Origin of the sequence: Saccharopolyspora sp. NPDC002686 (genome assembly GCF_040295745.1) — a bacterium.
GTDB lineage: Bacteria > Actinomycetota > Actinomycetes > Mycobacteriales > Pseudonocardiaceae > Saccharopolyspora > Saccharopolyspora oryzae.
Genome location: NZ_JBEOVY010000002.1, coordinates 1 through 24,280, shown reverse-complemented (window position 1 = coordinate 24,280; position 24,280 = coordinate 1). Strand labels below are relative to the sequence as shown.

Here is a 24,280-nt window from a genome sequence, read left to right as displayed (position 1 = left end):
GCGTCGGTCACGGAGGTGGGAAGTCCCATGGCATTGACCTACTGGGAACGAGTCGCCGAATCCCGTTGGGGCCGCTACATCACCGCCGAGGAGGAGCGGGCGATCGTGCTCGCCGGTGATCAGGTCGGCGCCCCAGGACGCGCTCTGGACATCGGATGCGACGGAGGCCGCTGGGCCCGCGTGCTCGAGCGCAGAGGGTGGAAGGTCACCTGCACCGATGTGGACGACGACGCGATCCGCCTGTGCACCGAACAACTACCGCAGGTCCAATGCATCCGGGTGAACCCGAGCGATACGAGGCTCCCGCTGGCGGACGCGTCGGTCTCCCTCGCCCTGTGCATCGAAGTCATCGCAGTGGTCAGCAGCGAATGGTTCGCCGAGGAAGCTGCTCGGGTGCTCGCTCCAGGCGGGATGCTCGTTGCGACCGCGTGGAACCGCAGCTCACCACGAGGGCTCGCCGCCTGCGCCGTCTCCCGGCTGCGCGACCGCAAACCGCATCCGTTCTACGGCCATTCGTACCACGCATTGCGGCGCAAGCTGCGCGCCGCGGGCTTCGAAATCTGCTCCGAACAAGGCCTGTGCTGGTTCCCGTTCAGCCGCGCCAGCGATTCCCGCCTCATCCCGGTGGCCGCAAAGCTGGAGAAGGCCACCGGGCTCGACCGCCTGGCCCTGCTGAGCCCGTGGGTTCTCGTCACGGCGAGGAAGGGGAACCGAACCTGAGGGGTCGACGCCCTCAGCGGCCGTGACGCTTCGAGGTCACGCGGCGTCGAAGGTCCGCACGACCACGCGGTGTTTGCCGCCCCGGGTGCGTTCCATCGGCTCGTCGGTCATCAGGGCGACTTCGACTGCGCCGTCCACCAGCCGTCGAACTTTGCCGAGCAGCTTGGAGCGCTCGTCCGCGTCGAAACCCGGTTCCACCTCAAGGCGCACTTGGACGAGACCGGCCTCGGGCTGGACGAACTGGTAGCGACGCACGTGGCGGGCATCGCGGAAGCACCGGACGAGCGAGAGCATGGAAACGCGCCTGCCGTTCGGCAAGTGCAACGCATCTCCCTGCCGACCGGCCACCCGCTCCAGGAACGTGCCTCCCGTGCCGCAAGGACACGTCCCCGCTCCGAGCACTGCTCGGTCCCCGACGCGGTACCGCAAGAACGGCAGCGTCCGGGCGTGCAGGTTCGTCACCACCACGTCACCCTCCTCGCCCGGTCGACACCGGCGTCCGGCGCCGTCGAGGATCTCGACGATCGACACGTTCTCGGCGATGTGCAGCCGACCGTGCGAGCATCCTTGCGACATGATGCCGCCGTCGTTGCACCCGTACTGATCGCGCAGTGGCGCGTCGAAGGCCTGCTCGATGCGCTCGCGCCAGGTCGGGAACAACGGCTCGGCTGTCGTGACGATCGCCATCGGCGGCGGCACGCGCACACCCGCTTCCAGCACGGCGTCGGCCATCGCCGCGACAGTGCTCGCGTATCCGTACCAGAGCGCTCCTCGCGCGCGCCCCGCGGTGAGTGCGCGTTCCAGGCTCGTCTCCCGGTCGATGATCCATCCGGTCGCAGAGACCACGCGGCCCTCCAGATGAGCCCGCAAGCGAGACTTCACACCCTCGCTCTCGGACTGCAACGAGGGCGGATTGCCCAGCAGTACCAGGCGGTCCCCGTAGCGGTAGCCGGTGCCTTCCCAGAAGTACAGGTTCGCCGCGTAGATGTGCGTCCAGGCGCGCTTGTCGAGCGGGTACTGGAACGGTTCGCCGGTACTACCACCGGTCTTCTTGGCGATGTGCGGAATGCCCCGCCAGTCGGTGCTCAAGAAGTCGTCCATGCGTTGCCGCATCATCGCCTTGTCGACCACGGGGAGCTCGGCGAGATCCACCTCGTCCACGCTGCGCCCGGCCAGCACGTCGCGGTAGAACGGCACCTCTGCCTGCGCGTGTCCAAAGACGGCGCGCAACCGGTCCCGCTGCCAAGCTCGCCGCTCGTGCTCGGACCATGCGAAGAACTCCGGCAACCATCGCGCCGTGCTCAGGTAGGGAGCCCGGAGAACGGGCTCCACAACACCGCGCGTAACGGCGGAGACCACGCGCGGGCGCAACGAGGACATCATCCGACCTCCCGGACTGTTCGATCAGCAAATCTTTTGCGGCGGACAGGATCAGTTCTGCGGTTCTCGGGCCGGATCGACGAGAGCTCCGGGGTAGCGCGCCACGACCTTGGTGAAGTCCCAATCCCGCTGGGGGATCCCGCTCCCCGAGTCATCGCTCGGGTCACCGGGACGGTCGCGGTTGACCGCCCAGAAGGTGAACCGGCCGAGGCGGCGATCGGTGGCGTAGTCCAGGAAGTTGTGGAAGTCCTTCAACCACACGGTTTCCTCGACTCCCCCGTTCTTCGACGATATCCCGGCCTTGCGGTACGCCTCTTCGAGCGGTATCGCGAAGGTGCCGGCGATCTCCCTCGCGAGCCCTTCGGTGGCCGAGATCGTGTCGCGGGTCATGTCGGTGCCCCCGAACGCGAAAGGCATGATCGTGAAGACGTCAATGTCGGAGCCGATCTCGTGCGCTCGCCGGATGAGCCGCTTGCCGTCGTCGTTCGGACCCGAGCGATCCACCGGGAACACCACGATCGTCTTCAGGTCGCGGTTCCGCTGCTTGAGGATCTTCAGCGCGCCGAGTTCGCGATCTTGCGCCGCGGGCGATTCGAATTCACCCTTCTCGATGTCGATGTCGATCGCTTTGAGCTGGTAGGCGTCGATGACCTTCTGGTACGCGTTCGCCAGGGACTGCTCGTCCGGGCAGACCTCGCCCAGCTTCCGCCCCTCCTTGTCGCTGCCTCCCATGGAAACGACGACATCACCGCCCGCGTCGCGGATCCTCTTGATCTGAGCGGCATCGTCGCCGTCCAGCGGCCGTTCGCCGTCCCATGCGGGATCGCAGCCGTTGCCGGCGAGGATGAAAGCGAGGGTGAACGCCTTGACGCCGGTTTCCTTCATCACCGCAACCGGGTCAGGGGGGTCGCCCCACCCGAAGAAGAGATATGGCGACGAAGTCACCGCGGCCGGACCCCGGGAAACGTCGTTGCTGTGCGTTCCGCAAGAGATGCACGCCCAACCGATGGCGAGAGCGGCGAGACACGCGCCTATCTTCGGCATGATGTGAGCTTCTCCTTCCGCTGCTGCAGGCGAATGCCGCGTCACCACGTGGATGGTCCGGCAATCGCGTTGGTCCTTTCGGCCGGCGTGGTGACCGGGGCGCGATCTCCTCCCAGACGTGCCGAGACGATCGCCAGCAGCACGAACACCAGATCGCCCACGCCACGCATCACCAGGTGGATGTCGATGACGGAGAGGACCAGGATCGTCCACCAGAACGCTTCGAGCGCGGTCGCATACGCTCCGACCACGTCGTTGCGCGACCGCAGCAGTGCGGTTCCGCGGAGCACCGCGATCGAAAGCCAGATGAACCCGAGCAGCAGCGGAATGCCGCCCACCCACAGGAAGTGCAGGTACCCGGATTCGAGGTAGATCTCCTCGCGCCAGGTCTCCGGTGCGCGCAGCACCGAGTTCGGCGAAATTCCCAAGACGAAGCCGAAATCGGTCAGATGCGGCAAGTAGAAGGTGACGAGGTTGTCCCACCGCCCGTACCAGCTCTGGGGAACGCCTCTCGTGCCGAACTCCGACAACCGGGTGAGGAACGCGGGCGCGCCGACCACCAGCGCGATGGCGGCAACCGGCGCGATCCGGAGCATCTTCCGGCGAATGCCCGGAAAGCGGCGCAGCACCACGACACCGACCACCACCACGGAAATCCAGGTGGAGAACTGGCCGGTCGCGAGCACACCGGCGCCGAAGACGAGCCCCAGCAGCGTCGCCTCCCGGCGTCCGACATTACCCCGCACGGCACAGGCGACCATCAACGTCAGTCCGATGACGAGGTAGTCGCCGGTCGCGATCGAGGAGCTCAACGTCGAGGTGCCGCGTTCGGCGAGCGCTGCGGAATCGGACGACCACATCGAGTCCAGCGCCGACACCACCGGCGGAAACTGCAACACCTGCAGCACCGCGATCAGCCCGGTCGCCGCCGCCGACCACACGATCAGCCGCATGCAGCGGACCAGCTGCTCCTCCGACAGGACGGTGCAGCGCACCAGCAGCAGCAAAGCGACCAGCTTGCACACCGGCGCCACCGCCATGATGTCGGAGGCTGCCGGTGGGACGCCTCGCAACAGCATCGATTCCAGCGGCCACACCGTGCTCAACAGAACGAAGGCGATGAGTGGAACATCCAGTGGTCGCAAGCGAATCCGCACCGAGGCGCCGCGGAGGAACCGCACGTACGCGCCCACAGCGGCACCCAGCAGCAACAGGGCGAGCAGTGCCTCGTTCGGCCGCACCAACGGGATCAGCGTGCCACGGCCGAGTCCCGCGACGAACGGCAACAGCAGAACGTAGGCATAAGTGGCGTAGATCGGCCGGTAGGCCGCGCCGGCGACCAAGCCGATGGCCCCGAGCACACCCAGTGCCGCCGGACCGGCGAGCAGGCTGAGCAGTCCGGCGAACGTCATGCACATCAGCGCGGATATGGCCCAACGCGCGTGCGTTGAACGAACCGCCAGCAGTGGAGTCGCTGCAGTCATGAGGTACGTCCTGTCCACAGATTCATACTCGTTCGCAACACCAACGCGTAGATCGCCAGCGCCAGCAACCCGCACACCCCCAACATCGCGACCGTTCCGATCTGGTCGACCCCTTGGGAATCGAGGAACCACCGCCCGACGACCACGACCGGGACCATCGCGACGGCCGCGGCCACCACGCCCACGATCTCCGTCCACTCCACCAACCGCTCGGAGCGGATCGCACGGCGCAACCTGGCCAGCACGAGGGTCACCCCGGCCAGCTCTCCGGCGAACAAGGCCACGCACAGGATCACCAGTCGAACCTCACCAGGCGGCGTGAACAGCGATCCGACGACAACCGCGAAGCTGACGCCGAGGGTCATCGCAGCACCACGCCGCGGCCCGACGATGTCCAGCCGCGCGTACAGCGCTTGGCGGCCGATCAGGTGCACACCCGCCACCAGCTGGGCCAACCCGACCACGACCAGGCACCCGGCGAGTTGGTCGATCAGGGCAGCGGAGCGGAGTTCGCCGTGGGCGAGCGCCGTGGCGATCGGGTGGGAGAGCATGCCCAGCAGGAGCAGCGGCGGCAGACCGGTGATCGCCGCGTAGCTGAGCGCCTTGCGCCACGCAGCCGCGAATCCGGTGCTGTCACCACGTTCCACCGCAGCGGACATCCCGGGAAGGATCACAGTGGACACCGCCCGCGAGCCCAACGCCAGCGCACTGCTGTACGCCAGGTAAGCGGTCTGCACCACGATGGCCCCGCCCGGCACCGTCGTTCCGGCCGCCACCAGGAGGAGCATGCCCGCGGTCGGCGTGATCGCGACGGTCACCGACTTGCCGATGCGCCGCGCGACGTCCACGGTCTCGGGATCCGCCCGCCACTGCATCCGCGGTCGCACCGGTAGCCCCACCCGGGCAGCACCGAACAGCTGCACACAAGCATGTGCGACAACCGCCAGCGTGCTGCCGATGCTCAAGGTCAGCAGGAGCCCGAGCGGAACGTCACCGACCTCCAGGCCCGTGCCCCACATCGCGCCGGCGAACAGCACCACACCGATCACGACGAGGTTCTCCACGACCGGCGCGACGGCGGCCAGCACGAACCGCCCACGCGCTTGCTGGGCCGCAGTCCCGAAAGCGGCTGCGGTGTAGCACATCACCTGCGGCGCCATCAGCAGGATCATCACCACCGTGAGTTCTTGTGCCGTACCGCGAGCCACCGGATCGTCGATGCCGAAGGTGAGAACCCACGCCAGCAGCGGCGACGTGATCAGGAGCAGCCCGGTGATCGCGCCGGACGCGGTGACCAGGAATCCGCCGACGCGTCCGAGCAACTCGGTCGCGTGGGCCGGTCCGCGTTGCGCGGTGGCCCGGAGGACGGCCGGGACGATCATCGGCGCGAGCGCGTGGCCCGCGATCAGCAAGTACGCCTGCGTCGGCAGGAGGTTGGCGGTGACGAAGCTGTTCCCGAAGTAGGTGGGGCCCAGCACCGCGCCGATGACCACGATTCGGACCAGCCCGGTCAGCCGGCTGATCAGCGTTCCTCCCGCTACCAGGGCGGAATGCCGAGCCGTCCCGGTGGCGTAGTCGGACTGCCGGCTGCTGGTCATGGGACGTACCTCACCGCCCGGGTCCAGCGACGCGCCGCCACCGCGACGACCCCGGCCGCTACCAGGAGTCCGGCCAGCGCCCCGGTCAAGGTGGTGAGCCACGGCTGCGGGCTGACCTGCTGGTCGACCGGGTACGGCTGCGTCAGGAGTTGCGGACCGCCGCCCTGCTCGGCGTTGAGCTTGTCGATCTGGCTCAACAACTGCTGCTCGCGGTCGGCGAGACCCGTGGCGCTGGGAGACTGCCCGGCCCTCGCCGCGGTCAGGTCCTGCTGCACGGAAGCCAGCTGTTCACGCAGGTACTGGTCCGCATTGGACGTGCTGTTCCGCTGCGCTTCCCGCAGGTAGCCGTCGACGACGGCCTTCGAACGCCGGATCGCTGCCTCGGGCGAGTCCGCTCGCGCCTCGACCTGGATGACCTCGCTCTCCGAGAGCACCACGCTGGAAACCTGCTTCTCCAGGTCCTCGACCCGGATGTGCTCGCTCGCGGCCACCGGCCCCAGCACCCGCCTGCTGTGCAACATCACCAGCTGGGTCGTCAAACCGCGGTCCTGGCGCAGGAATTCGGAGGGTTTCTCCGAACTGACCTCGTAGAGGATCTCCGCGCGAGCCGCGTACTGCGCGGGTAGTACGAACGCGCTCGCCAGGCCGATCCCGGTGCCCAGCAGCACGATCACGGCGGCGACGACAGCCAGCCTGGTCACCAATCGCCTGGGAAGGGACACCCGTGCGTTGTCGGAGGGTCCGTGCTCAGCCTTTCCGCTAGGAGCCGCGGACGGAGATCCAAGGCTCAAATGCCCGTTCTTCATTGCGGAATCGCGCAGGTCGGTCATGGTCATGCACCTTTCAGTACGTCGCAGGCCTGGGTCACTTCGTCGCTCCTCGATGTTTCGCAGTGCAAGTCGGTGTCGAGTTCCTCGATGTCGTCCGGCGAGCGAAGCGCAGCGGAACCCGCCACCTGTTCCCGTCGAGGTGGTCCAGCGCCAGAGCCACCGCGACCACGACTGCGAAGCCCAGACAACCTCCCGCCACGATGTCCGTGGCGTAGTGCAGGTTCAGCGAGGTCATGGACGTGGCCATGGCGGTGGTCACGCAGCCGAGGCCGAAGAAGGCCAGTCCGCTGAGCACCGTGACGGTGATGCTCGTGCGGTGGAACCAGATCACGCCCGCGGTCGTCAGGAGAGCGACCAGGGCGGTGGTGTGTCCGCTGGGCAAGGCCCAGTAGTCGTTGATCGTGCGGCCGATCAGCGGTTTCAGCAGCTGGCTGAGGACGATGGCCGCAGGCGGGCCGATCGCCGGGAGCAGCAGTTGCTTCCAGCGACCGCTGAGATATCCGATACCGCAGATGAGGGCGGTCGCCGCCAGCGCGGGTCGGTGGTTCCCGAGTTCGCCGATCTCGTGCAGTGCTCCGATGTGCTGATCGGCGATGTGCGCTCGCAACCAGCGCTGAGCGGCGAGGTCGAGAGCACTCGGCTCGGTGTGCCCGGCGTAGCGCACGCTGAGCGCGACCAGGACCAGCAGGCACGCACCCGCGACCAGCGCCAAGGGCCACCTGAGCGGCGGTGCGATCAGCACCGATCGCCGCACCACCGGCCCGGCTGCGTTCGGCGATGGCCCGGCCCGCTCTTCCTCGCCGACGTCCGCGCGAGGAACCCGGTCGGCTTTCACAGCCGCTCCACCTCAGCGGCGCGGAGCCGGTTGCGCGTGTCGAAGACCCGATCGGCGTGGCGCTCCAGCAGCACCCAGTCGAACGCGTCGTGGTCGGTCAGGACGATCACCAGGTCCGCGCGCTCGATCTGCTCCGGGCCCCACGGCACGATCGCCACCTCCACCGGAACCTCCGCCTCGTCGATCAGCGGATCGACCGCGCGCAACTCGGCACCGAGTGCGTGCAGGCGCTTGGCCACGCCCATCGCCGGGGACAGCCGCGCGTCGCTCGAATTGGCCTTGTACGAGAGGCCCAGGAGCAGGATCCGGCTCCCGTTGACCGCCATGTGCCGCCGGTTGAGGTGCTCCACGGCGCGGGCCACGACGTAGTCCGGCATGTGCTCGTTGACGTCGTTGGCGATTTCGACGAACCGGAAGGCCTTCCCCAGCGAACGGCGGACCTGCCAGGACAGGTACGACGGGTCGATCGGCAGGCAGTGGCCGCCGACGCCGGGCCCCGGGGAGAACCGCATGAACCCGAACGGCTTGCTGGCCGCCGCGTCGATCACCGACCACACGTCCACGCCCAATCCGTGGCAGTACATGGCCAGTTCGTTGACCAGCGCGATGTTGACGTGCCGGAAGGTGTTCTCCAGCAACTTGGTCAGCTCGGCCTCGCGGGTGCCCCGCACCGCAACGGTGCGGTCGACGAGCTGGTCGTAGAACTCCTGCACCGCGCGCAGCGATCGACCGTCCACACCGGACACGATCTTGGGTGTGTTGTGGAACTGCCAGGCCGGGTTGCCCGGGTCGATCCGCTCCGGGCTGTAGCCGACGGCGAAGTCCACACCCGCGCGCAGCCCTGAACCGGCCTCCAGGATGGGCAGGAAGACCTCGTCGGTCGTGCCCGGGTACGTGGTGGATTCCAGGATCACGCAGCAGCCCGGCGTGACGTGGCCGGCGAGCGTCCGCGCGGCCTGCTCGATGCAGTCCAGATCGGGAGCGCCTTCGCGCAGCGGTGTCGGCACGCAGACCACGGCCGTGTCGAACCCCTCCATCGCGCTGTGGTCGCTGGTGGGCAGGTACCTGCCCGTAGCCAGTGCCGCGGCGAGCTCGGCGTCCCCGATGTCGTCGATGAACGTGCTCCCCCGGCCGAGCAGGTCGACGCGGTTCTTGTCGGTGTCGAAACCGACCACGTCGAAACCGACTTCGACGGCGCGCATCGCGAGGGGCAGCCCCACGTAGCCCTGCCCGATGACGACCACGCGGTGGCCTGTGCTGGTAATCATTTTCCCCCTCCTCGCACGAGCTGCGCGCTCGCGGAGATTCGTTGCGGTGGTGGAACTGCGGAATCAGCAGAAGTACCGGTACAGCAGAGCCCCGGCCTCGTCGGTGATCCGGTCCGGAACCGACTCGTCGGTGAACAGCCGGGTGATGTCGCCGAGCACCCGGCCCGCCTCGGCTTGTGCCGGCGACGGTTCACCGGCCGACTTCAGGGCGACGATGCGCTTCTCGTCGGTCGCGTACTTGCTCTTGAAGCGGATCAGGCCGGGCTGGTCCACATCGCTGGCGCCCCAGTCGACGGCGCGCATGCCGCGTTCGGCGGCCCAGCGGATACCTGCCCAGTAGACGGCGTCGTTGGGTCGCATGGCCAGGTAGTCGGGTCGGGACGCCGCGAACTTGCAGTGCAGGATTCCGTTCCAGGCCAGGAAGACCACGCCTGCCACGGTGTCCTCGGCGTGCCGGGCGAGCATGGTCACCACCGAGCAGTCCGCGCTGAACCTGTCCCAGATGTTCTCGAAGAACTCGACGGGCTGGGCCAGCATGCGGTACTTCCGCTTCCGCAAGCCGACCTGGAGCTGGTGGAACTGCTGCACACCGCGGATGCCGCTGATCGCCTCGACGCGGATGCCGCCGCGTTCGGCCTTGGCGATGTTCCGCCGGGCTGCCTGGTCGATCCTGCGGTGGATGTCCTCGATCGGCGCATCGATCCGGGTGGTGTGCTGGACGGTTTCGCCGGTGATCCGCAACCGGGGATCCGCGACGGGTTCCGCCGCGTGCAGGCAGCGCAAGGTCAGGCTGGTGCCCGGTTCGATCAGGCCGTCCACGAGCGCGTTCCAGGTCGCGGTGTCCGGTGCGACCGGATCGGCCCAGTCGGAGAACGGCAGGCTGCACAACCTGTCTCCGCGGAGGTCCGAAACCGGAACCCAGGCCAGCCCACCCCGCGGCGTGCCGTCGGCGTCCAGCGCGATCCGCGCGGCCGGGGTGAATCCGTAGGTCGAGCAGACCGCGTCGATCCACGGTGGCGAGGTGAACAGGTCTCCGTGCTCACCCGTGGCCAGGGTGCGCCAGAGCTCGTCCTTGCGCGGATCGACGGTGGTGATGGGAGCAATCGTGGTCATGAGCTTCTCCGACTGGATCGCGAACGCAGTGCGAACGGTGCTGGTGACTGCCGTTGCCGCACCGACGTGGTCAGCGCGGCCATCAGGTCGTCGGGGGTGATCGAACCCGCATCGCGGTGCCGGGCCAGGCCCCGGCGATCCAGTTCGCCGGCCAGCTCGCGCTGGTGGTCGTCGGTGGCCTCGCCGTGGCGTGCCTCCCTGGCGATCAGGACCGGTGACCGGCCCGCGTCGAGCGCTGTGACGACGGATCCGGTTCCGGCGTGGCTGATCACGATGTCCGCCGCGGATACCGCGGCCTTGAGGTCGGCAGCGGGCAGGAACGGGGTCGGGTCGATGGGCAGGTCCGCCACCTGGCCGGCCCCGGTCTGCCACAGGACGTCGACCGGGCGCCCCAGTGCGCGCTCCAGCGCACCCCCGCTGGCGAGCAGCGGCACCAGGGCGGCGATCAGGCGCCGGAACGGGAACTGGGAACCCCCGACGGTGACCACGACGCGGATCCGGTCGCCGATCCGAGGCGTCGCGGTCACCGCCTCGTAGCGGTCGAACTGGCTGCCGCCGTAGTGCCAAGGGCCGCGAGCCCAGTACGGGTGCTGGGTGTAGACCCGGACCCCCGGTGCCCAGCGCAGGATGCGCCCGGTGAGCGAAGGTCCGCTGACCCGCGCCGCGCTTTCGATGTAGTGGCACTCGACGCCGCGAAGCGCCAGGTACGGCAGGACTCCCACCGCGATGCCCGAGCCGGTGGAGACCACGCGGGTCGGCTTGCGCTTCCGCCACAGCCGGTGCGCGATCGGCACGCAGCGCAGCACGCCCCAGAGGTCGCGGCTGTTGACGTCGTGGATGAACTCGACGTCCCGCCCCGCGAGCAGGGAGGTGCTCTGCGCGTTGGACGGGGTCATCCACAGCGCGTCACCGTCCGGCGGGAGCCGGTCGGCCAGACCTTCGAGCTGGGTCAGGTGGCCACCGGTGGTGGCGACGAACAACGTGGTCATCGGATCTCCAGAATCTGCGGCGGCGCCAGGGATTTCCAGGAACCCGCGGGATCGCGCACGAGCGCGTCACCGCGCGCCGTCACCGCGCAACATCGACGGGAGGGTGCTCGCCAGGATCCGCAGATCCAGCCGCACGGTCCGGCTGCGAACGTATTCCGCGTCGAGCTTGAGCATGTCCAGGGTGCCGAGCGTGCTTCGCCCGCGGACCTGCCACAGCCCGGTCAGCCCCGGCAGCACCGTGAAGCGGTCCTGGAACTCCGCCGGGAACATCGCCGCCTCCCACTCCTGGCACGGCCGGGGGCCGACCAGCGTCATCTCGCCCCGCAGCACGTTGATCAGCTGGGGGAGCTCGTCAAGGCTGGTGCGGCGCAGCCACCCGCCGAAGCGGGTGATGCGCGGGTCGGCGGCGAGCTTGCAACTCCCGTTGACCTTGGTGTCCTCGCCGTGCAACTCCCGGACGATCAGCTCCCGGTGCGCGGCATCGGAGCTGTCGAGGCGCATGGTGCGGAACTTGTAGAAGGTGAACGGCCGCCCGTTCAACCCGACGCGCTGCTGGCGGAACAGCGCCGGGCCGCGGCTGGTCGACCGGATGCACAGGGCGATCAACAACATCGGCGCGGACAGCACTACCAGAGCGGCGCTCGCCAGCGACACGTCCAGCGCTCGCCGGAGCCGATCGTCCCATGTGGACGGACTGGCGTTCGCGGACGGCCCGTCCGGCGCGGTGAGCACCGGCAACCGGTCACCGGTGAGCTCGGGGCTGGGGCAGCTCAGCTCGGTCATGTCCGAGCACCTCGCAACACCTCGCAGACCCGCGCCACCTCACCGTCGCTCAGCGAGGGGGACATCGGGAGCGACAGGATTTCACCGGCCGCTCGCTCCGCCACCGGAAGCCGTTCCCCGAACTCCTCGAAGGCCGGCTGCAGGTGGCACGGAACCGGGTAGTGCACGCCCCATCCGATCTGCGCGGCTGTCAGCGTTTCCGCGACCCGTTCGCGGTCAGCGGTGCGGACCACCGCGAGGTGGTGCACCGGAGCAGCGCCAGGTGCGACCGCGACCGGCGTGCACCAATCCGGCAGCCAAGCGCGGTAGCGGGCCATCACGGAACGCCGCCGGTCGTTGTCGCGGTCCAGCCTCGAGAGCTTCGCCAGCAGCACCGCCGCCTGGAGGGTGTCCAACCTGCTGTTGCGGCCGGACACCTCGTGGCAGTTGCGGTCGCGCGCCGACCGTCCGTGGTTGGCCAGTTGCCGGACCCGGTCGGCCAGCGCGGGGTCGTCCGTCACGACAGCGCCCCCATCGCCCAGCGCTCCCAGGTTCTTGCCCGGGTAGAAGCTGAAAGCCGCGGCGTGACCGGCACTTCCGGCGCGCCGACCGTCCAGCCGAGCGCCATGCGCCTGGGCTGCGTCCTCGATGAACGCCAGACCGTGGCGGGCGGCCAGGGCTTCCAGTCGCGACACGTCGGCCAGCTGGCCGAAGAGGTGCACCCCGATCAACGCCGCGGTGCGCCAATTGATCGCGGCAGCAGCGGAATCCGGGTCCAGGAGCAAGGTGTCCGGGAGGACGTCCGCGAACCGCGGTCGAGCGCCGACCGCGCGCACCGCTTCGGCGGTGGCGGCGAAGGTGTTCGCCGGGACCACGACCTCATCGCCGGGCCCGACGCCGATCGCGAGCAGGATCAGCTCCAGCGCATCCGTTCCGTTCCCGACGCCCACGCACTTCGACGTCTCGCAATAGGCCGCGAACTCGTCTTCGAACCGTTCCACCTCCGGACCGCCCAGGAAATGCCCGTGCTGCACCACCGACTTCCAGGCCAGATCGAGTTCGTCGCGCAGTTCGTGGTGGACGGCCTTCAGGTCCAAGAACGGCACGGACAGGTTTGCTGCGCTCATCGGTCTCCTCGTGCTTCTCGTTCTGCGGCGCGGAAAGCCGACCACCACGGGATGAGCGCCGGCACGGGTGCTCGATGCGTGGAAACGACTTCTGCGAGCCGACTGATGATCCAAATTGGACGGGCGTGATATCCGCATCCCCACCACCGCTCGTGGAATTCGGTCAGACCGGCGTGCAAGCCGCAGAACCGCTCTCTGATCCGAGCGCATGATGAAAGTGGAAAGAACCCCCAGTGGCTAGGAGCATATCGGCGCTCCTCGGCATATCACCAGCAACAATCCAACCTTTCACCGGTCGAGTGATGCCGGACGAACGGAAGGACATCGTTCACCCGCGTCGTTTATGGTCTGTGCTGCGCAACCGCAGGTGGGCCCGAACATCGGCCCTCAGCCGCCAGTCTCGCGCGTGGGCACGCGTCCCGACTGGACCGCAGCTCCGCTGGAGGCATCCCGGTTCGCCGCACGAAAATTGCGATGACCTACCTAAAAAGGCATCGCACAACCTGGGGGGGATTAAAGAATTGAGTAATACTACGTGGGTAGCCGTAGTCGGATATGGCTATTGGGGTTCGAAGCACGTTCGAGTCCTCAGCACTCTGCCCGACGTGAACGTCGTCGTGGTGGACGCCGACCCGGTTCGGCGGGCCGAGGCCCAGCGGAATTTCCCGTCGGTGACCGCGGCGTCGGACCTGGCGGCGGTCTCCGACCTCGTCGACGCCGTGGTGGTCGCGACACCGCCCACGACGCACGCCGAGATCGCGATGCAGGCGTTGGACCACGGCAAGCACACGCTTGTCGAAAAACCGCTGGCCACCTCCGTGCGCGATGCGCACAGCTTGGTCGAGGCCGCTGAGCAGCGCGGGCTCCACCTCATGGCCGGCCACACGTTCGTGTACAACGCCGCGGTGCACAAGCTGCGCGAGATCATCCGCTCCGGAGAGCTCGGGAAGATCTTCTACATCGACACTTCGAGGTTGAACCTCGGGCTCTACCAGCACGACGTCAACGTCATCTGGGACCTGGCGCCGCACGACCTGTCGATCATCTCCTACCTGCTGGACGACACCCCGAGCTCGGTCGCGGCGTGGGCCCAGCACAACGTCAGCGGCCGGCACGCCGACGTGGCGCACCTCAGGCTTGATCTGGCGAACTCCGCGATCTCGGCATTCGTCCACGTGAGCTGGTTGAACCCGCAGAAGGTCCGCCGCGTCACCGTCGTCGGTGACCGGAAGATGGCGATCTACAACGATCTCCTCGACGAGGACCGGGTCCGGATCTACGACTCCGGGGTCGACCTCCGGAACCCCGGCGGCGCCGAGAACTCCTACGCGATGCCGGTGACCTACCGCTCCGGGGACATCGTCTCGCCGCACGTGGCGTTCCGGGAACCGCTCCTCGTCCAGGACGAGCACTTCGTCGACTGCGTCCGCGGGAACGCCTGGCCGCGCACCTCCGGCGAGGACGGGTTGAACGTCGTGCACTCGCTGGCCGCAGCGGACCTGGCGCAGTCCGCGGGCAAGCCGGTGCGCATCGACAGCGCCGCGGGGCAGTTCAGGCGTCCCAAGGCGGTCGACGCGGATGGAAGGTCGTGGAACGTTCCGATGCGCGTGGTCTCCCCGTTCGAGCAGGAGAGGGGCGACGTGGCATGACGAGGACGGTCGCGGCACCGGACATCGCGGCGGTGTCGGACGCCGTCCTCCTGGAAGCTTCCGCGGCGGGCCCGGGGTGGCGCGCGGACGTCGTCCGGCTGGAAGGCCGCTACGGCCGCGCGGCCACCACGGCGCCGTAGGAGCGATCTGCGCCACTCCGAGCGGGTGCCGCAGGACACACTCGAGCGACCCGGAAATGCGGGGTGAGAACTTTACGACAGCCGAAGAATCTTCTGCGCTCGTCCGCGTTGACGGTCGTTCCTCTCGTCCATAGCGTTCGAGCCTGGTACGCCCAGCACGTCGACGAGCCCCGGTGTCCGACCGCCGGGGCCGGTGCTTCACCATTTTCCCGCTGCGCACGACCATCGGAGATCCACAGGGGAGCAAGCATGTCCGGTTCCGCGCCCACCGCTGAACCCGCCACCGGCTGGGGCCGGGTGATGCGGCGCAAACCGATCAGCCTGCTCAACGCCGAGACCGGCGCCGACTCCGGCGGCGGCGAGCTGAAGCGGTCGCTGGGCGTGGCCCGGCTGACCATGATCGGTGTCGGCTCCACGGTCGGCACCGGCATCTTCATCGTGCTCAACGAAGCCGTGCCCAAGGCCGGACCGGCGGTCGTCCTCTCGTTCGTGCTGGCCGCGATCACCGCAGCGCTGACCGCGCTCTGCTACGCCGAGCTGGCCTCCACGATCCCGGTCGCCGGCGCGTCCTACACCTACGCCTACGCCACGATGGGCGAGCTCATCGCGTTCGTCGTCGGTGCCTGCCTGCTGCTGGAGTACGGGGTGGCCGCCTCGGCCGTGGCAGTCGGCTGGGGCGAGTACCTCAACGCGCTGCTCGGCGACGTCTTCGGCTGGCAGCTGCCCGCCGAGCTCAGCGCGCCACCCGGCGAGGGCGGGATCTTGAACGTGCCCGCCGCCGTGCTGGTCACCGCCTGCTGCGTGCTGCTGATGCGGGGCGCCAAGGAGTCGGCCACGATCAACGCGATCACGGTGTGCATCAAGCTCGCGGTGCTGCTGCTGTTCGTCGCGGTCGCGTTCACCGCGTTCAACTCCGACAACCTCAACCCGTTCGCGCCCTACGGTGCCGCCGGTGTCAGCGCCGCGGCGTCGATGGTGTTCTTCTCCTACATCGGCATGGACACCGTCTCCACCGCCGGTGAGGAGGTCGAGAACCCGCGGCGGACGCTGCCGCTGGCGCTGTTCTGGTGCGTCGTGATCGTCACCAGCATCTACCTGCTGGTCGCGCTGGCCGGGGTCGGCGCCCAGCCGTGGCAGGAGTTCGAGGGCCAGGACGCGGGCCTGGCGGCGATCCTGGGCAACCTCACCGGCTCGGGCTGGCCGGCCATCGTGCTCGCCGCCGGGGGTGTCGTGTCGATCTTCGGCGTCACCCTGACCACGATCTACGGCCAGACCCGGATCCTGTTCTCGATGGGTCGCGACGGCATGGTGCCGAAGGTCTTCCACACGGTCCACCCGCGCCGCCGCACCCCGATCCGCAACACGCTGATCGTCTCGGGCTTCGTCGGCGTGCTGGCGGCGGTGGTGCCGCTGAACACGCTGGCGAACCTGACCAGCATGGGCACGTTGGTGGCCTTCACGGTCGTCTCCGTCGGCGTGGTGATCCTGCGCCGCACCCGCCCGGACCTGCAGCGCGGTTTCCGCGTCCCGGGCTACCCGGTGGTCCCAGCGCTGAGCATCCTGGCCTGCGTCTACCTGATCTCGCAGCTGCCGTGGACGACGTACCTGATGTTCGCGATCTGGCTGGGCCTGGCGCTCACGCTGTACTTCACCTACAGCATCAAGAACAGCCGCCTGGCCACCGACGAGTTCGAACTCAGCCGGTAACCGCCCGAAAACGCAGCGAGCGGTGCCCAGTCCGGCTGGGTACCGCTCATCTTCGTGTCCCGCCAGCGGATTTGACACGAGGGGGAAAATGAAAAATCGGCGTGTCCACCACTATCCAATGGGGACTCCGCCGAATCTGGTACCAGAATAGCCGCTGCGAGGGGCAAGTGTCAAATCACGGATACGAGGACGAGCTGCGGTCCGAGCAGGACTACGTCGCCGAGCTCTACGCACGGCTCGACGCCGAGCGCACGCGGGTGAAGGGCGAATTCCGGACGGCGTTGCGCGATCACGGCGGGAGCGCGGTGGAACGCGACGTCGAGGTGCGCGCGCTGGCCAGGGAGGCCAAGCGGCTGGACGTGGCCGACAACGGGCTGTGCTTCGGCCGGCTGGACAGCACTTCCGGCGAGCGCTCCTACATCGGCCGGATCGGCATCTTCGACGAGGACGACGACTACGAGCCGATGCTGCTGGACTGGCGGGCACCGGCCGCTCGCCCGTTCTACACCGCCACCGGCGCGAACCCGGAGAACATGCGCCGGCGCCGCCAGTTCCACACCCGCGGGCGCCGGATCGTCGACTTCACCGACGAGGTGCTCGGCCGTCCCGACGGCGACGCGCAGGGCGACGCCGCGCTGCTCGCGGCGGTCAACGCACCGCGCGGCGAAGGCATGCGCGACATCGTGGCCACGATCCAGGCCGAGCAGGACGAGATCATCCGCCTCGACCACCCGGGCGTGCTGGTCATCGAGGGCGGTCCGGGCACCGGGAAGACCGTGGTGGCCCTGCACCGCGTCGCCTACCTGCTCTACACCCAGCGCGAGCGCATGGAACGCCACGGCGTGCTCGTGGTCGGTCCCAATCCCGCGTTCCTGAACCACATCGGCCGCGTCCTGCCGTCGTTGGGCGAGTCCGACGTGGTGTTCACGACCACCGGCGGCCTCGTGCCCGGACTGCGCGTCACCGCGGAGGACGCCCCGGAGGCCGCGCGGATCAAGGGTTCGCTGGAGGTGCTGGACGTGCTGGCCGCGGCGATCGCCGACCGGCAGCGGCTGCCGGAGCAGCCGATCCGCATCGAGCTGTCCGACGTCACGGTCCGCATCGACGCCGAGACCGCCGAGTGGGCCCGGCAGGAAGCCCGCGACAGCGGTGCGCCGCACAACGAAGCGCGTGCGGTGTTCACCGAGATCGTGACCTACGTGCTCACCGAGCGGGCCATCGGGCGGATCGGCCGGGGCTGGTTGACCAGGGACGACAAGGAGGCTTGGGAGCAGCTGCGCGGTGACCTCCTCGAGGAGCTGGCGCGCAACGACGCGTTCACCACTGCCCTCGACGAGCTCTGGCCCGTGCTCACGCCCGAAACCTTGCTGGCGCCGCTGTACGAATCCCCCGAGCGCCTGCGCGCGGCTGGCGCGGACGACGCGCTGCTGCGGACCCAGGGCGATGCGTGGACCGTGTCGGACGTACCGCTGCTGGACGAGCTGGTCGACATGCTGGGACGCGTCAAGTCGGCCGACCGGGAAGCTGAGCGGGAGCGCGAGCGGGAGGCCGAGTACGCCGCCGGTGTCATGGAAATCCTCCAGATGGAGCGCCAGGACATGATGGACGACGAGGACCACCTGCTCGCCCAGGACCTGCTGCACGCCGACGAGCTGGCGGACCGCTTCGTCGAGCGCGACACCCGCGACCTGGCCGAGCGCGCCGCCGCGGACCGGGACTGGACCTACCGGCACGTGGTGGTCGACGAGGCCCAAGAACTGTCCGAAATGGACTGGCGGGTGCTGATGCGGCGCTGCCCGAGCCGGTCGTTCACGGTGGTCGGGGACCTCGCCCAGCGCCGCTCGGCGGCCGGGGCGACCTCGTGGGGCGCGATGCTGGACCCGTACGTGCCCGGCCGCTGGGTCTACCGGTCGTTGACGGTGAACTACCGCACGCCGGCCGAGATCATGGCCGTCGCGGCCTCGGTCCTCGCCGAGTTCGCGCCCGAGGTCGCACCACCGGACTCGGTCCGCTCCTGCGGTGTCCAGCCGTGGTCGCGGCAGGTCGGTGGTGACGAGCTGATCGCCGCGGTGGAGGAGTTCACCCGGGACGAAGCCGGTCGCGAAGGCACCAGCGTCGTGATCGGCCCACCGGACGTGCCGGGCGCGGTGCCGGCGTCGGAGACGAAGGGCCTGGAGTACGACGCGGTCCTGGTGGTCGATCCGGAGCGGATCCTCGCCGACGGTCCGCGCGGTGCGGCGGAGCTCTACGTAGCCCTGACCCGCGCCACCCAGCGCCTCGGCGTCCTGCACCGGGGCGCGCTGCCGCAGGCGCTGAGCGGGCTCGACGAGGCCGTGCCCGCGCGCTCGTAGCGGAGCCGGGGCGATGGCGCGAGCGGGGTCACCGGCCGACCATGTGCACATGGCACCGACGCTGCGCGTGCGCATCGCCCCGGAGCTGCGGTTCTTCGCCGCTCCGCGGAACCGGGGCGACGTGGTCGAGGTGGCCTACGACGGCACGGCGACGCTCGGGCACGTCGCCGAGTCGTTGGGCGTGCCGTTGACCGAGGTCGGGGCGCTGCTGGCCGACGGTGTGCCGCGCGATCCCGGGTACCAGCCGCGCGGTGCGGCGACCGTCGAGATCCGGCCGGTCGTGCGCCCGCAGGCCGCTCCCCCGCGGTTCCTGCTGGACGTGCACCTGGGCAAGCTCGCCCGGCGGCTGCGGCTGGTCGGCGTGGACACCGCCTACCGCAACGACGCAGACGATGACGAGCTGATCGCGGAGGCCGCGCAGGCGCACCGGGTGCTGCTCACCCAAGACCGGGGATTGCTGCAGCGCCGAGCGCTGTGGGCCGGTGCCTACGTCCGGGGTTCCGATCCGGCACGGCAGCTGGTGGACGTCGTCGAGCGGTTCGCTCCCCCGCTGGCGCCGTGGACGCGCTGCACCTCGTGCAACGGACTGCTGGCCCGGGTGTCCAAAGAGGACGTCGAGGCGGAGGTCGAGCCGGGGACCCGGCGCAACTACGACGAGTACGCGCGGTGCCGGGATTGCGAGCGGGTGTACTGGCGCGGCGCGCACTCCCGGCGGATCAACGCGATCATCCGCTCCGCGCTGGACGCGCACCCCGGCGGTTGAGCTGGTGCGCGAGGGGTGGCAGGACGTCGGGGAAACCACCACCCCTCGCGGTCTGTCAGCCGGTGATCGCGTTGAGCACCGGGAGGTAGCCGTTGGCGTAGCCGCTGACGTTCGGGTGGAAGGACTCCACCAGGGGGTTGCTCGGTCCGTTGATCCACTCCTCGGAGGCGCAGACGCCGTGGCCGTCGAACGCGTCCCGGGTGTCGGCGTAGGTGAACCCGGCCGCCTCGGCGCGCTCGGAGATCACCCCGGCCAGCACGTCCGAACCGTCGTTGATGCGCTGCCGCTTGGCCTCGGAGAAGAACGGGACGCCGCACTCGCCGGGCGAGTTGAGGCGCGGGTAGCCGAGCACCACGACCTTGGCGTTGGGGGCGGCCTCGCGGATGTTGGCGTAGGTGGTGTCGAGCTTGGCGGGCAGCTCGTTGCGGGCCTTGTCCTCGCCCCCGGCGACCGCCGAGTCGCACTTCTCGTCCGTGCCCAGCAAGCAGTCCTGGATCACGCTGGAGAAGCCGACGTCGTTGCCGCCGATGGAGAGGGTGACCAGCGTGGTGTCGGCGCTGAGCTTGTCGAGCTGGTTGTTGTTGACGTCGTCGGTCACCGCGCCCGAGCAAGCGGCGAAGTCGAAGTTGGCGACGTCGTGCGAGTCGGCCCACAGCTGCGCGTAGGCCTTGGGGCTGCGCAGGCAGTCCCCGCTGTCTTCGAAGTACTCGCGGGTGCCGACCCCCGAGGCGTAGGAGTCGCCCAGTGCTGCGTAGTTCTCGGCGGCGGATGTCGCGAACGCCGGTGCGGCCAGCGCGGTGCTCGCCGTCGCCACCACCGCCGCGGCACCGAGGACGTGCCGTAAGTGACGCATTCTTCCTCCGATCGGAGAGATCGAAAAAGCGTCACCATTCAAGGAGCATCCGGCCGAAAACCGGAGAAATTGGCGAGTACCCGCCAGTAATGACCGCTGCGGCACGTGAAAGCCCTTGCCGCCAGCCGCCAACCGGGTGCACCTGTTCCCAGACGTGCTCGGCGCCCACCGGCAACACGACCGCGGCGAGCCGGGGACGGCTCCGACCAGCAGGAGAACACCGCGATCACGAGTGAAAGCAGGCGCGCGACCGAGCGCCGAAATCACGCCGACCGCATTGACGTGATCGCACCTACTTCAGGTGACTTCTACCAGGGACTCCACGCCCACCTTCAGGCCCACCCACGGCCATCCTGGCTATGACGATCTCATTTGGCCCCGGCTTGACGGCTTGATCTGGCCGATCGCGACGCTGTTGCGTTCTTCGCGCTCGGTCAGGACCTGGAAGAGGCCAAATCAAGCCGGCGAGGCTGGTTTGTCGGTGCTCGGACCTAGTATGCGGAGCATGACGCGGTATGCCGACGAGGATCTGCACGGTGCGGAGTTCCGCGAGTGCGATCTGACCGGGGCACGCCTGATCGGCGTCGTCATGCAGGATGCCGTGATCGACGGGCTCATCACCAACCTCGTGGTGAATGGTGTCGAGGTCACCGAGTACGTCGAGGCAGAGCTCGACCGACGTCATCCGGTGCGGGTGCTGATCCGCTCCGAGGACCCTGTCGATCTGCGCGAGGCATCGCGTCAGCTCCATGCCGACTGGGCCGCCACGATCGAGCGAATCCGCCGTACGCCCGGCATCGAGCGCCGCAGCGTGAACGACGAGTGGTCGGCGGTGCAGACGATGCGCCATCTGGTCTTCGTCCACGACTCGTGGTTCCGCCGCTGCTGCCTGGGCTCGACGGAGCTGTTCACGCCGATGGGCATCGGGACGACCGTCGAGCCCTACCGTGGAACGCACGGGCTTGACCTCTCGCTCGATCCGGGCCTCGACGAGATCGTGAGCGTGCGTGACGCACAGGCCGCCGAGCTCGAGGCCTGGCTCGACGAGGTCACCGCTGTGCAGCTCGCAGCGCGAGCACCGGTGCCCGACGACGATCTCTGGCCGCCGTACGCCCGGGGCCGCTTGGTGCGGCAGTGCCTCGGCACGGTGCTCAACGAGACCTTCGAGCACCACGGCTTCTGCGTCCGCGACCTCGATCTGATCGAGGCACAGGACGCTGAGTAGGGCCGGCTACCGACTCAGCGTCCTGCGGATGCGGGCATCGCTGACCGTCTGCGCGGTGCCGAGCTACTGGGCCCAGAGCTGGACGCGGCACTTCTCGAGGCAGGTTCCACGGACGCCGGTCGTCCGCCGCTGGGCCCGCCAAGACGGAGATGTGGAAGTGCTTGGTGTGCGGGTTCGGGCCGTTGTACTTGACCCATTGCCACGGGTTGTTCCCCTCGCGCGAGTCCAGGATGAGCCCGTTGGCGATGATGTACTTGATCCGGGGGTCGCGACTGCGCTCGAGTTCGTCGGTGAGCCTGTTGATGTCCACCCCGTTGGCCGGGTCATGCGTGATGTCGACCGCGTGCACGATGCCATTCGACGGGTTGTGGTCGCTTTCCCGGTTCTGATGCGCTGAGTCTCCGAGCGCGCCGTCGCTGGCGATGCTGCGGTTCGGGAACGCACGGTTGATCTGATCCCGGAGCACCTCGAGGCTGCCCGCTAGTCTCCAGTTCATTCTCTCGTTTCCTGCTCAGGTTTTTGTTACGTCAACGTCAGTTTCGGAAGAAGAGGCTGGTTTCGAGCGTGCCGCCCGCGCAGATGACGCTGAGGTTCCAGTCCAGCGTGATCGGTTCGGTGTTCTCCGGCGGGTACACGCGTACCTTCGCCGGGTCGATGCAGGCCCCGTCCTTGAACGGGTCGTACTTCCACCAGAGGTCCTGGCCGACGCCTTCCCTGGTACCGATGGAGATCGCCTCGGTCGGCGCGTGCGTCACCTCGTCCAGCGTTGACCCCAGCAGTTCGCCCGAATGGCCGACGAACTCGAGCCTGGCTGCACCTTCCACGGTGCAAGGTGACGCGCCGACGTTCGCGAACCGCAGCATCGCGTGCGCGCGGTCCGGCGGCTGCGACGGGTCTTTTTGCAAACCATCCACCGAGTTCGGGTAGAACCGCGCTCGCAGCTGCGAGGTCCGGCAAGGACCTTGCGAGGGGTTCTCCTCAGCACTACCAGCGGAGTCCGCTGTGGACTCGTCGGCTGCCGAACTCTCCTGAGCCTCGGCGTCTTCCTTCGCTTCCGAGCTTTCCTGCGGCGCAGGTTGGGTCACCGTGACCGTCGCGGGTGGTGGTGCTTGTTGTGCGGGGTTCTGGCCGCAGGCCGCCAAGAGCGCCGCCGCAGCAGCGGTCAGCGCGGGCAGGGCCGTGCTCCTCCCCCTGGTCAATGCCACTATTCCGATTCCCTCCCCTAGAGATCGGCGAGCCCCTGCTCGCCACCGGAATTCGGGCGCGGAGTTTTCCAGACGCATCGGTGATCTCGCAGGCAATCACAACAAATCGACGTTCCAGATCACATCGATCACGAAAGCACCGAAACACTTGGCGAGAAATGCAACCCAGTTGGCGGTACACGCCGAGAATGGCGAATTGATAGCCCCACACGCGGACCTGCAGAGCCGCCAGGGCATGAAAAAGGCCCCTTCCGCGAGAGTCGGGGTCTTCGCGGAAGGGGCCTTGGTCAGGTGGTGATCAGGCGATGATGCGGATCGGGTCCTCGAGCAGCGCGGTCAGCTGCTGGAGGAAGGCCGCACCGACTGCGCCGTCCACCGCGCGGTGGTCCGCCGACAGCGTCACGCGCAGGATCTTGCGGGCCACGAACTCGCCGTCGCGGACCTGCACCTCGTCGCGGGCCGCGCCGACCGCCAGGATCGCCGCCTCCGGCGGGTTGATCACCGCGCTGAACTGCTCGATGCCGAACATGCCCAGGTTGGAGATCGAGAAGGTGCCGCCGGACATCTCGTCCAGCTTCAGCTTGCCCTCGCGGGCGCGCCCGGCCAGCTCCCGGCTCTCCTTGGCGATCTCCGAGACGCTCTTGCGGTCGGCGTCCTTGACCACCGGCACCACCAGACCGCCCTCGATCGCCACCGCGACGCCGAGGTTGATCCGCTTGTGCTGCAACAGCTTGTCGCCGCCGAACGAGACGTTCACCGACGGGTTCGCGCGCAGCGCGGTGGCCACGGCCTTGACGACCAGGTCGTTGACGCTGACCTTCGGGCCGCCGGCGGCCTGCAGCCGCTCGTTGAGGTTGCCGCGGAACGACATCAGCTCGGTGACGTCGATGGCGCTGGTCAGGTAGAAGTGCGGCGCCTGCTGCTTGCTCTCCGTCAGGCGCTTGGCGCTCACCTTCTGGATCTTGTTGAGCGGGATCTCCTCGACGTCCTCGCTCGCCGCGACGACCGGGGCGGCCGGGGCGGCAGCGGGGGCGGCGGCCGGAGCGCTCGGGGCGGCAGCAGCGGCGGCCTCGATGTCGGCGCGGATGATCCGGCCACCGGGGCCGGTGCCCTGCACCGTGGCGAGGTCGACGCCCTTCTCCTTGGCGACCGCCTTGGCCAGCGGCGACGCCTTCGGCTTGGTGCCCGGCTCGGCGGGCGCAGCCGGGGCGGCGGCCGGAGCCGCCGCAGCGGGCTC

Annotated in this window: 21 protein-coding genes; 7 read left to right on the top strand and 14 right to left on the bottom strand. The window is 68.7% G+C overall.

Annotated elements, in window-relative coordinates; translation table 11 throughout:
- The first annotated feature begins 27 nt into the window (after positions 1 to 27).
- Positions 28 to 720 (top strand): class I SAM-dependent methyltransferase, encoded by a 693-nt coding sequence (locus ABTZ89_RS00565; protein ID WP_351038565.1) that lies wholly within the window; start codon positions 28 to 30, stop codon positions 718 to 720.
- 36 nt (positions 721 to 756) lie between these two features.
- Here ABTZ89_RS00565 and ABTZ89_RS00560 read toward each other — a convergent pair whose 3' ends face one another.
- The 11 genes from ABTZ89_RS00560 to ABTZ89_RS00510 all read right to left on the bottom strand — a co-directional run bounded on the left by ABTZ89_RS00560 (position 757) and on the right by ABTZ89_RS00510 (position 13,135).
- Positions 757 to 2,103: a phenylacetate--CoA ligase family protein gene (locus tag ABTZ89_RS00560; protein WP_351038563.1), complete on the bottom strand. Its 1,347-nt coding sequence runs from the start codon at positions 2,101 to 2,103 to the stop codon at positions 757 to 759.
- A 48-nt stretch (positions 2,104 to 2,151) separates the two neighbouring features.
- Positions 2,152 to 2,985 (bottom strand): glycoside hydrolase family 18 protein, encoded by an 834-nt coding sequence (locus ABTZ89_RS00555; protein ID WP_351038561.1) that lies wholly within the window; start codon positions 2,983 to 2,985, stop codon positions 2,152 to 2,154.
- A 200-nt stretch (positions 2,986 to 3,185) separates the two neighbouring features.
- Complete coding sequence (locus ABTZ89_RS00550) at positions 3,186 to 4,556, bottom strand: hypothetical protein (protein WP_351038559.1); 1,371 nt, start codon at positions 4,554 to 4,556, stop codon at positions 3,186 to 3,188.
- Positions 4,557 to 4,624: 68 nt separating this feature from the next.
- The gene (gene murJ, locus ABTZ89_RS00545; protein WP_351038557.1) at positions 4,625 to 6,226 is read right to left on the bottom strand and encodes a murein biosynthesis integral membrane protein MurJ; all 1,602 of its coding nucleotides are present in this window, start codon (positions 6,224 to 6,226) and stop codon (positions 4,625 to 4,627) included.
- Positions 6,223 to 6,927: a GumC domain-containing protein gene (locus ABTZ89_RS00540; protein WP_270946749.1), complete on the bottom strand. Its 705-nt coding sequence runs from the start codon at positions 6,925 to 6,927 to the stop codon at positions 6,223 to 6,225. The genes murJ and ABTZ89_RS00540 overlap by 4 nt, the downstream gene beginning before the upstream one ends.
- A gap of 163 nt (positions 6,928 to 7,090) precedes the next feature.
- Positions 7,091 to 7,891, bottom strand: a complete 801-nt coding sequence (locus tag ABTZ89_RS00535; RefSeq protein WP_351038555.1) for a phosphatase PAP2 family protein — start codon at positions 7,889 to 7,891, stop codon at positions 7,091 to 7,093.
- Positions 7,888 to 9,159, bottom strand: a complete 1,272-nt coding sequence (locus ABTZ89_RS00530; RefSeq protein WP_351038553.1) for a nucleotide sugar dehydrogenase — start codon at positions 9,157 to 9,159, stop codon at positions 7,888 to 7,890. Before ABTZ89_RS00530 ends, ABTZ89_RS00535 begins: the two co-directional genes overlap by 4 nt.
- A 63-nt stretch (positions 9,160 to 9,222) precedes the next feature.
- Positions 9,223 to 10,272 carry a GNAT family N-acetyltransferase gene (locus tag ABTZ89_RS00525; RefSeq protein ID WP_351038551.1) on the bottom strand — a complete coding sequence of 350 codons (1,050 nt, stop codon included), beginning with the start codon at positions 10,270 to 10,272 and terminating at the stop codon, positions 9,223 to 9,225.
- The gene (locus ABTZ89_RS00520) at positions 10,269 to 11,261 is read right to left on the bottom strand and encodes a glycosyltransferase (protein WP_351038549.1); all 993 of its coding nucleotides are present in this window, start codon (positions 11,259 to 11,261) and stop codon (positions 10,269 to 10,271) included. The genes ABTZ89_RS00525 and ABTZ89_RS00520 overlap by 4 nt, the downstream gene beginning before the upstream one ends.
- Before the next feature lie 66 nt (positions 11,262 to 11,327).
- On the bottom strand, positions 11,328 to 12,044 hold the full coding sequence (locus ABTZ89_RS00515; protein WP_351038547.1) for a sugar transferase: 717 nt from the start codon (positions 12,042 to 12,044) through the stop codon (positions 11,328 to 11,330).
- Positions 12,041 to 13,135, bottom strand: a complete 1,095-nt coding sequence (locus ABTZ89_RS00510) for a DegT/DnrJ/EryC1/StrS family aminotransferase (protein WP_270946876.1) — start codon at positions 13,133 to 13,135, stop codon at positions 12,041 to 12,043. The genes ABTZ89_RS00515 and ABTZ89_RS00510 overlap by 4 nt, the downstream gene beginning before the upstream one ends.
- A gap of 536 nt (positions 13,136 to 13,671) precedes the next feature.
- Between ABTZ89_RS00510 and ABTZ89_RS00505 the strand changes: the two genes are divergently transcribed.
- The 5 genes from ABTZ89_RS00505 (at position 13,672) to ABTZ89_RS00485 (ending at position 19,760) form a co-directional block, all read left to right on the top strand.
- Positions 13,672 to 14,799: a Gfo/Idh/MocA family protein gene (locus tag ABTZ89_RS00505; protein WP_351038545.1), complete on the top strand. Its 1,128-nt coding sequence runs from the start codon at positions 13,672 to 13,674 to the stop codon at positions 14,797 to 14,799.
- Positions 14,796 to 14,939, top strand: a complete 144-nt coding sequence (locus ABTZ89_RS00500) for a hypothetical protein (protein WP_270946756.1) — start codon at positions 14,796 to 14,798, stop codon at positions 14,937 to 14,939. Before ABTZ89_RS00505 ends, ABTZ89_RS00500 begins: the two co-directional genes overlap by 4 nt.
- A 249-nt stretch (positions 14,940 to 15,188) precedes the next feature.
- Positions 15,189 to 16,646 carry an amino acid permease gene (locus ABTZ89_RS00495; protein WP_270946757.1) on the top strand — a complete coding sequence of 486 codons (1,458 nt, stop codon included), beginning with the start codon at positions 15,189 to 15,191 and terminating at the stop codon, positions 16,644 to 16,646.
- A gap of 167 nt (positions 16,647 to 16,813) precedes the next feature.
- The gene (gene helR / locus ABTZ89_RS00490; RefSeq protein WP_351038542.1) at positions 16,814 to 18,997 is read left to right on the top strand and encodes an RNA polymerase recycling motor ATPase HelR; all 2,184 of its coding nucleotides are present in this window, start codon (positions 16,814 to 16,816) and stop codon (positions 18,995 to 18,997) included.
- 49 nt (positions 18,998 to 19,046) lie between these two features.
- On the top strand, positions 19,047 to 19,760 hold the full coding sequence (locus ABTZ89_RS00485; RefSeq protein WP_351038540.1) for a Mut7-C RNAse domain-containing protein: 714 nt from the start codon (positions 19,047 to 19,049) through the stop codon (positions 19,758 to 19,760).
- Positions 19,761 to 19,815: 55 nt separating this feature from the next.
- On the opposite strand, the gene ABTZ89_RS00480 is transcribed toward ABTZ89_RS00485, so the two are convergent.
- A complete protein-coding gene (locus ABTZ89_RS00480; protein ID WP_351038538.1) occupies positions 19,816 to 20,613 on the bottom strand; it encodes an SGNH/GDSL hydrolase family protein in 798 nt (265 codons plus the stop codon).
- Between the two features lie 505 nt (positions 20,614 to 21,118).
- Here ABTZ89_RS00480 and ABTZ89_RS00475 point away from each other — a divergent pair.
- Positions 21,119 to 21,838, top strand: a complete 720-nt coding sequence (locus ABTZ89_RS00475) for a DinB family protein (RefSeq protein ID WP_351038536.1) — start codon at positions 21,119 to 21,121, stop codon at positions 21,836 to 21,838.
- A 533-nt stretch (positions 21,839 to 22,371) separates the two neighbouring features.
- Here the strand turns inward: ABTZ89_RS00475 and ABTZ89_RS00470 are convergent.
- Together ABTZ89_RS00470 and ABTZ89_RS00465 are read right to left on the bottom strand one after the other, a co-directional pair.
- On the bottom strand, positions 22,372 to 23,037 hold the full coding sequence (locus tag ABTZ89_RS00470; protein WP_351038534.1) for a DUF4232 domain-containing protein: 666 nt from the start codon (positions 23,035 to 23,037) through the stop codon (positions 22,372 to 22,374).
- A 304-nt stretch (positions 23,038 to 23,341) separates the two neighbouring features.
- Positions 23,342 to 24,280, bottom strand: a 939-nt coding sequence (locus ABTZ89_RS00465; RefSeq protein WP_351038532.1) for a dihydrolipoamide acetyltransferase family protein, incomplete at its 5' end; no start/stop codon positions are given.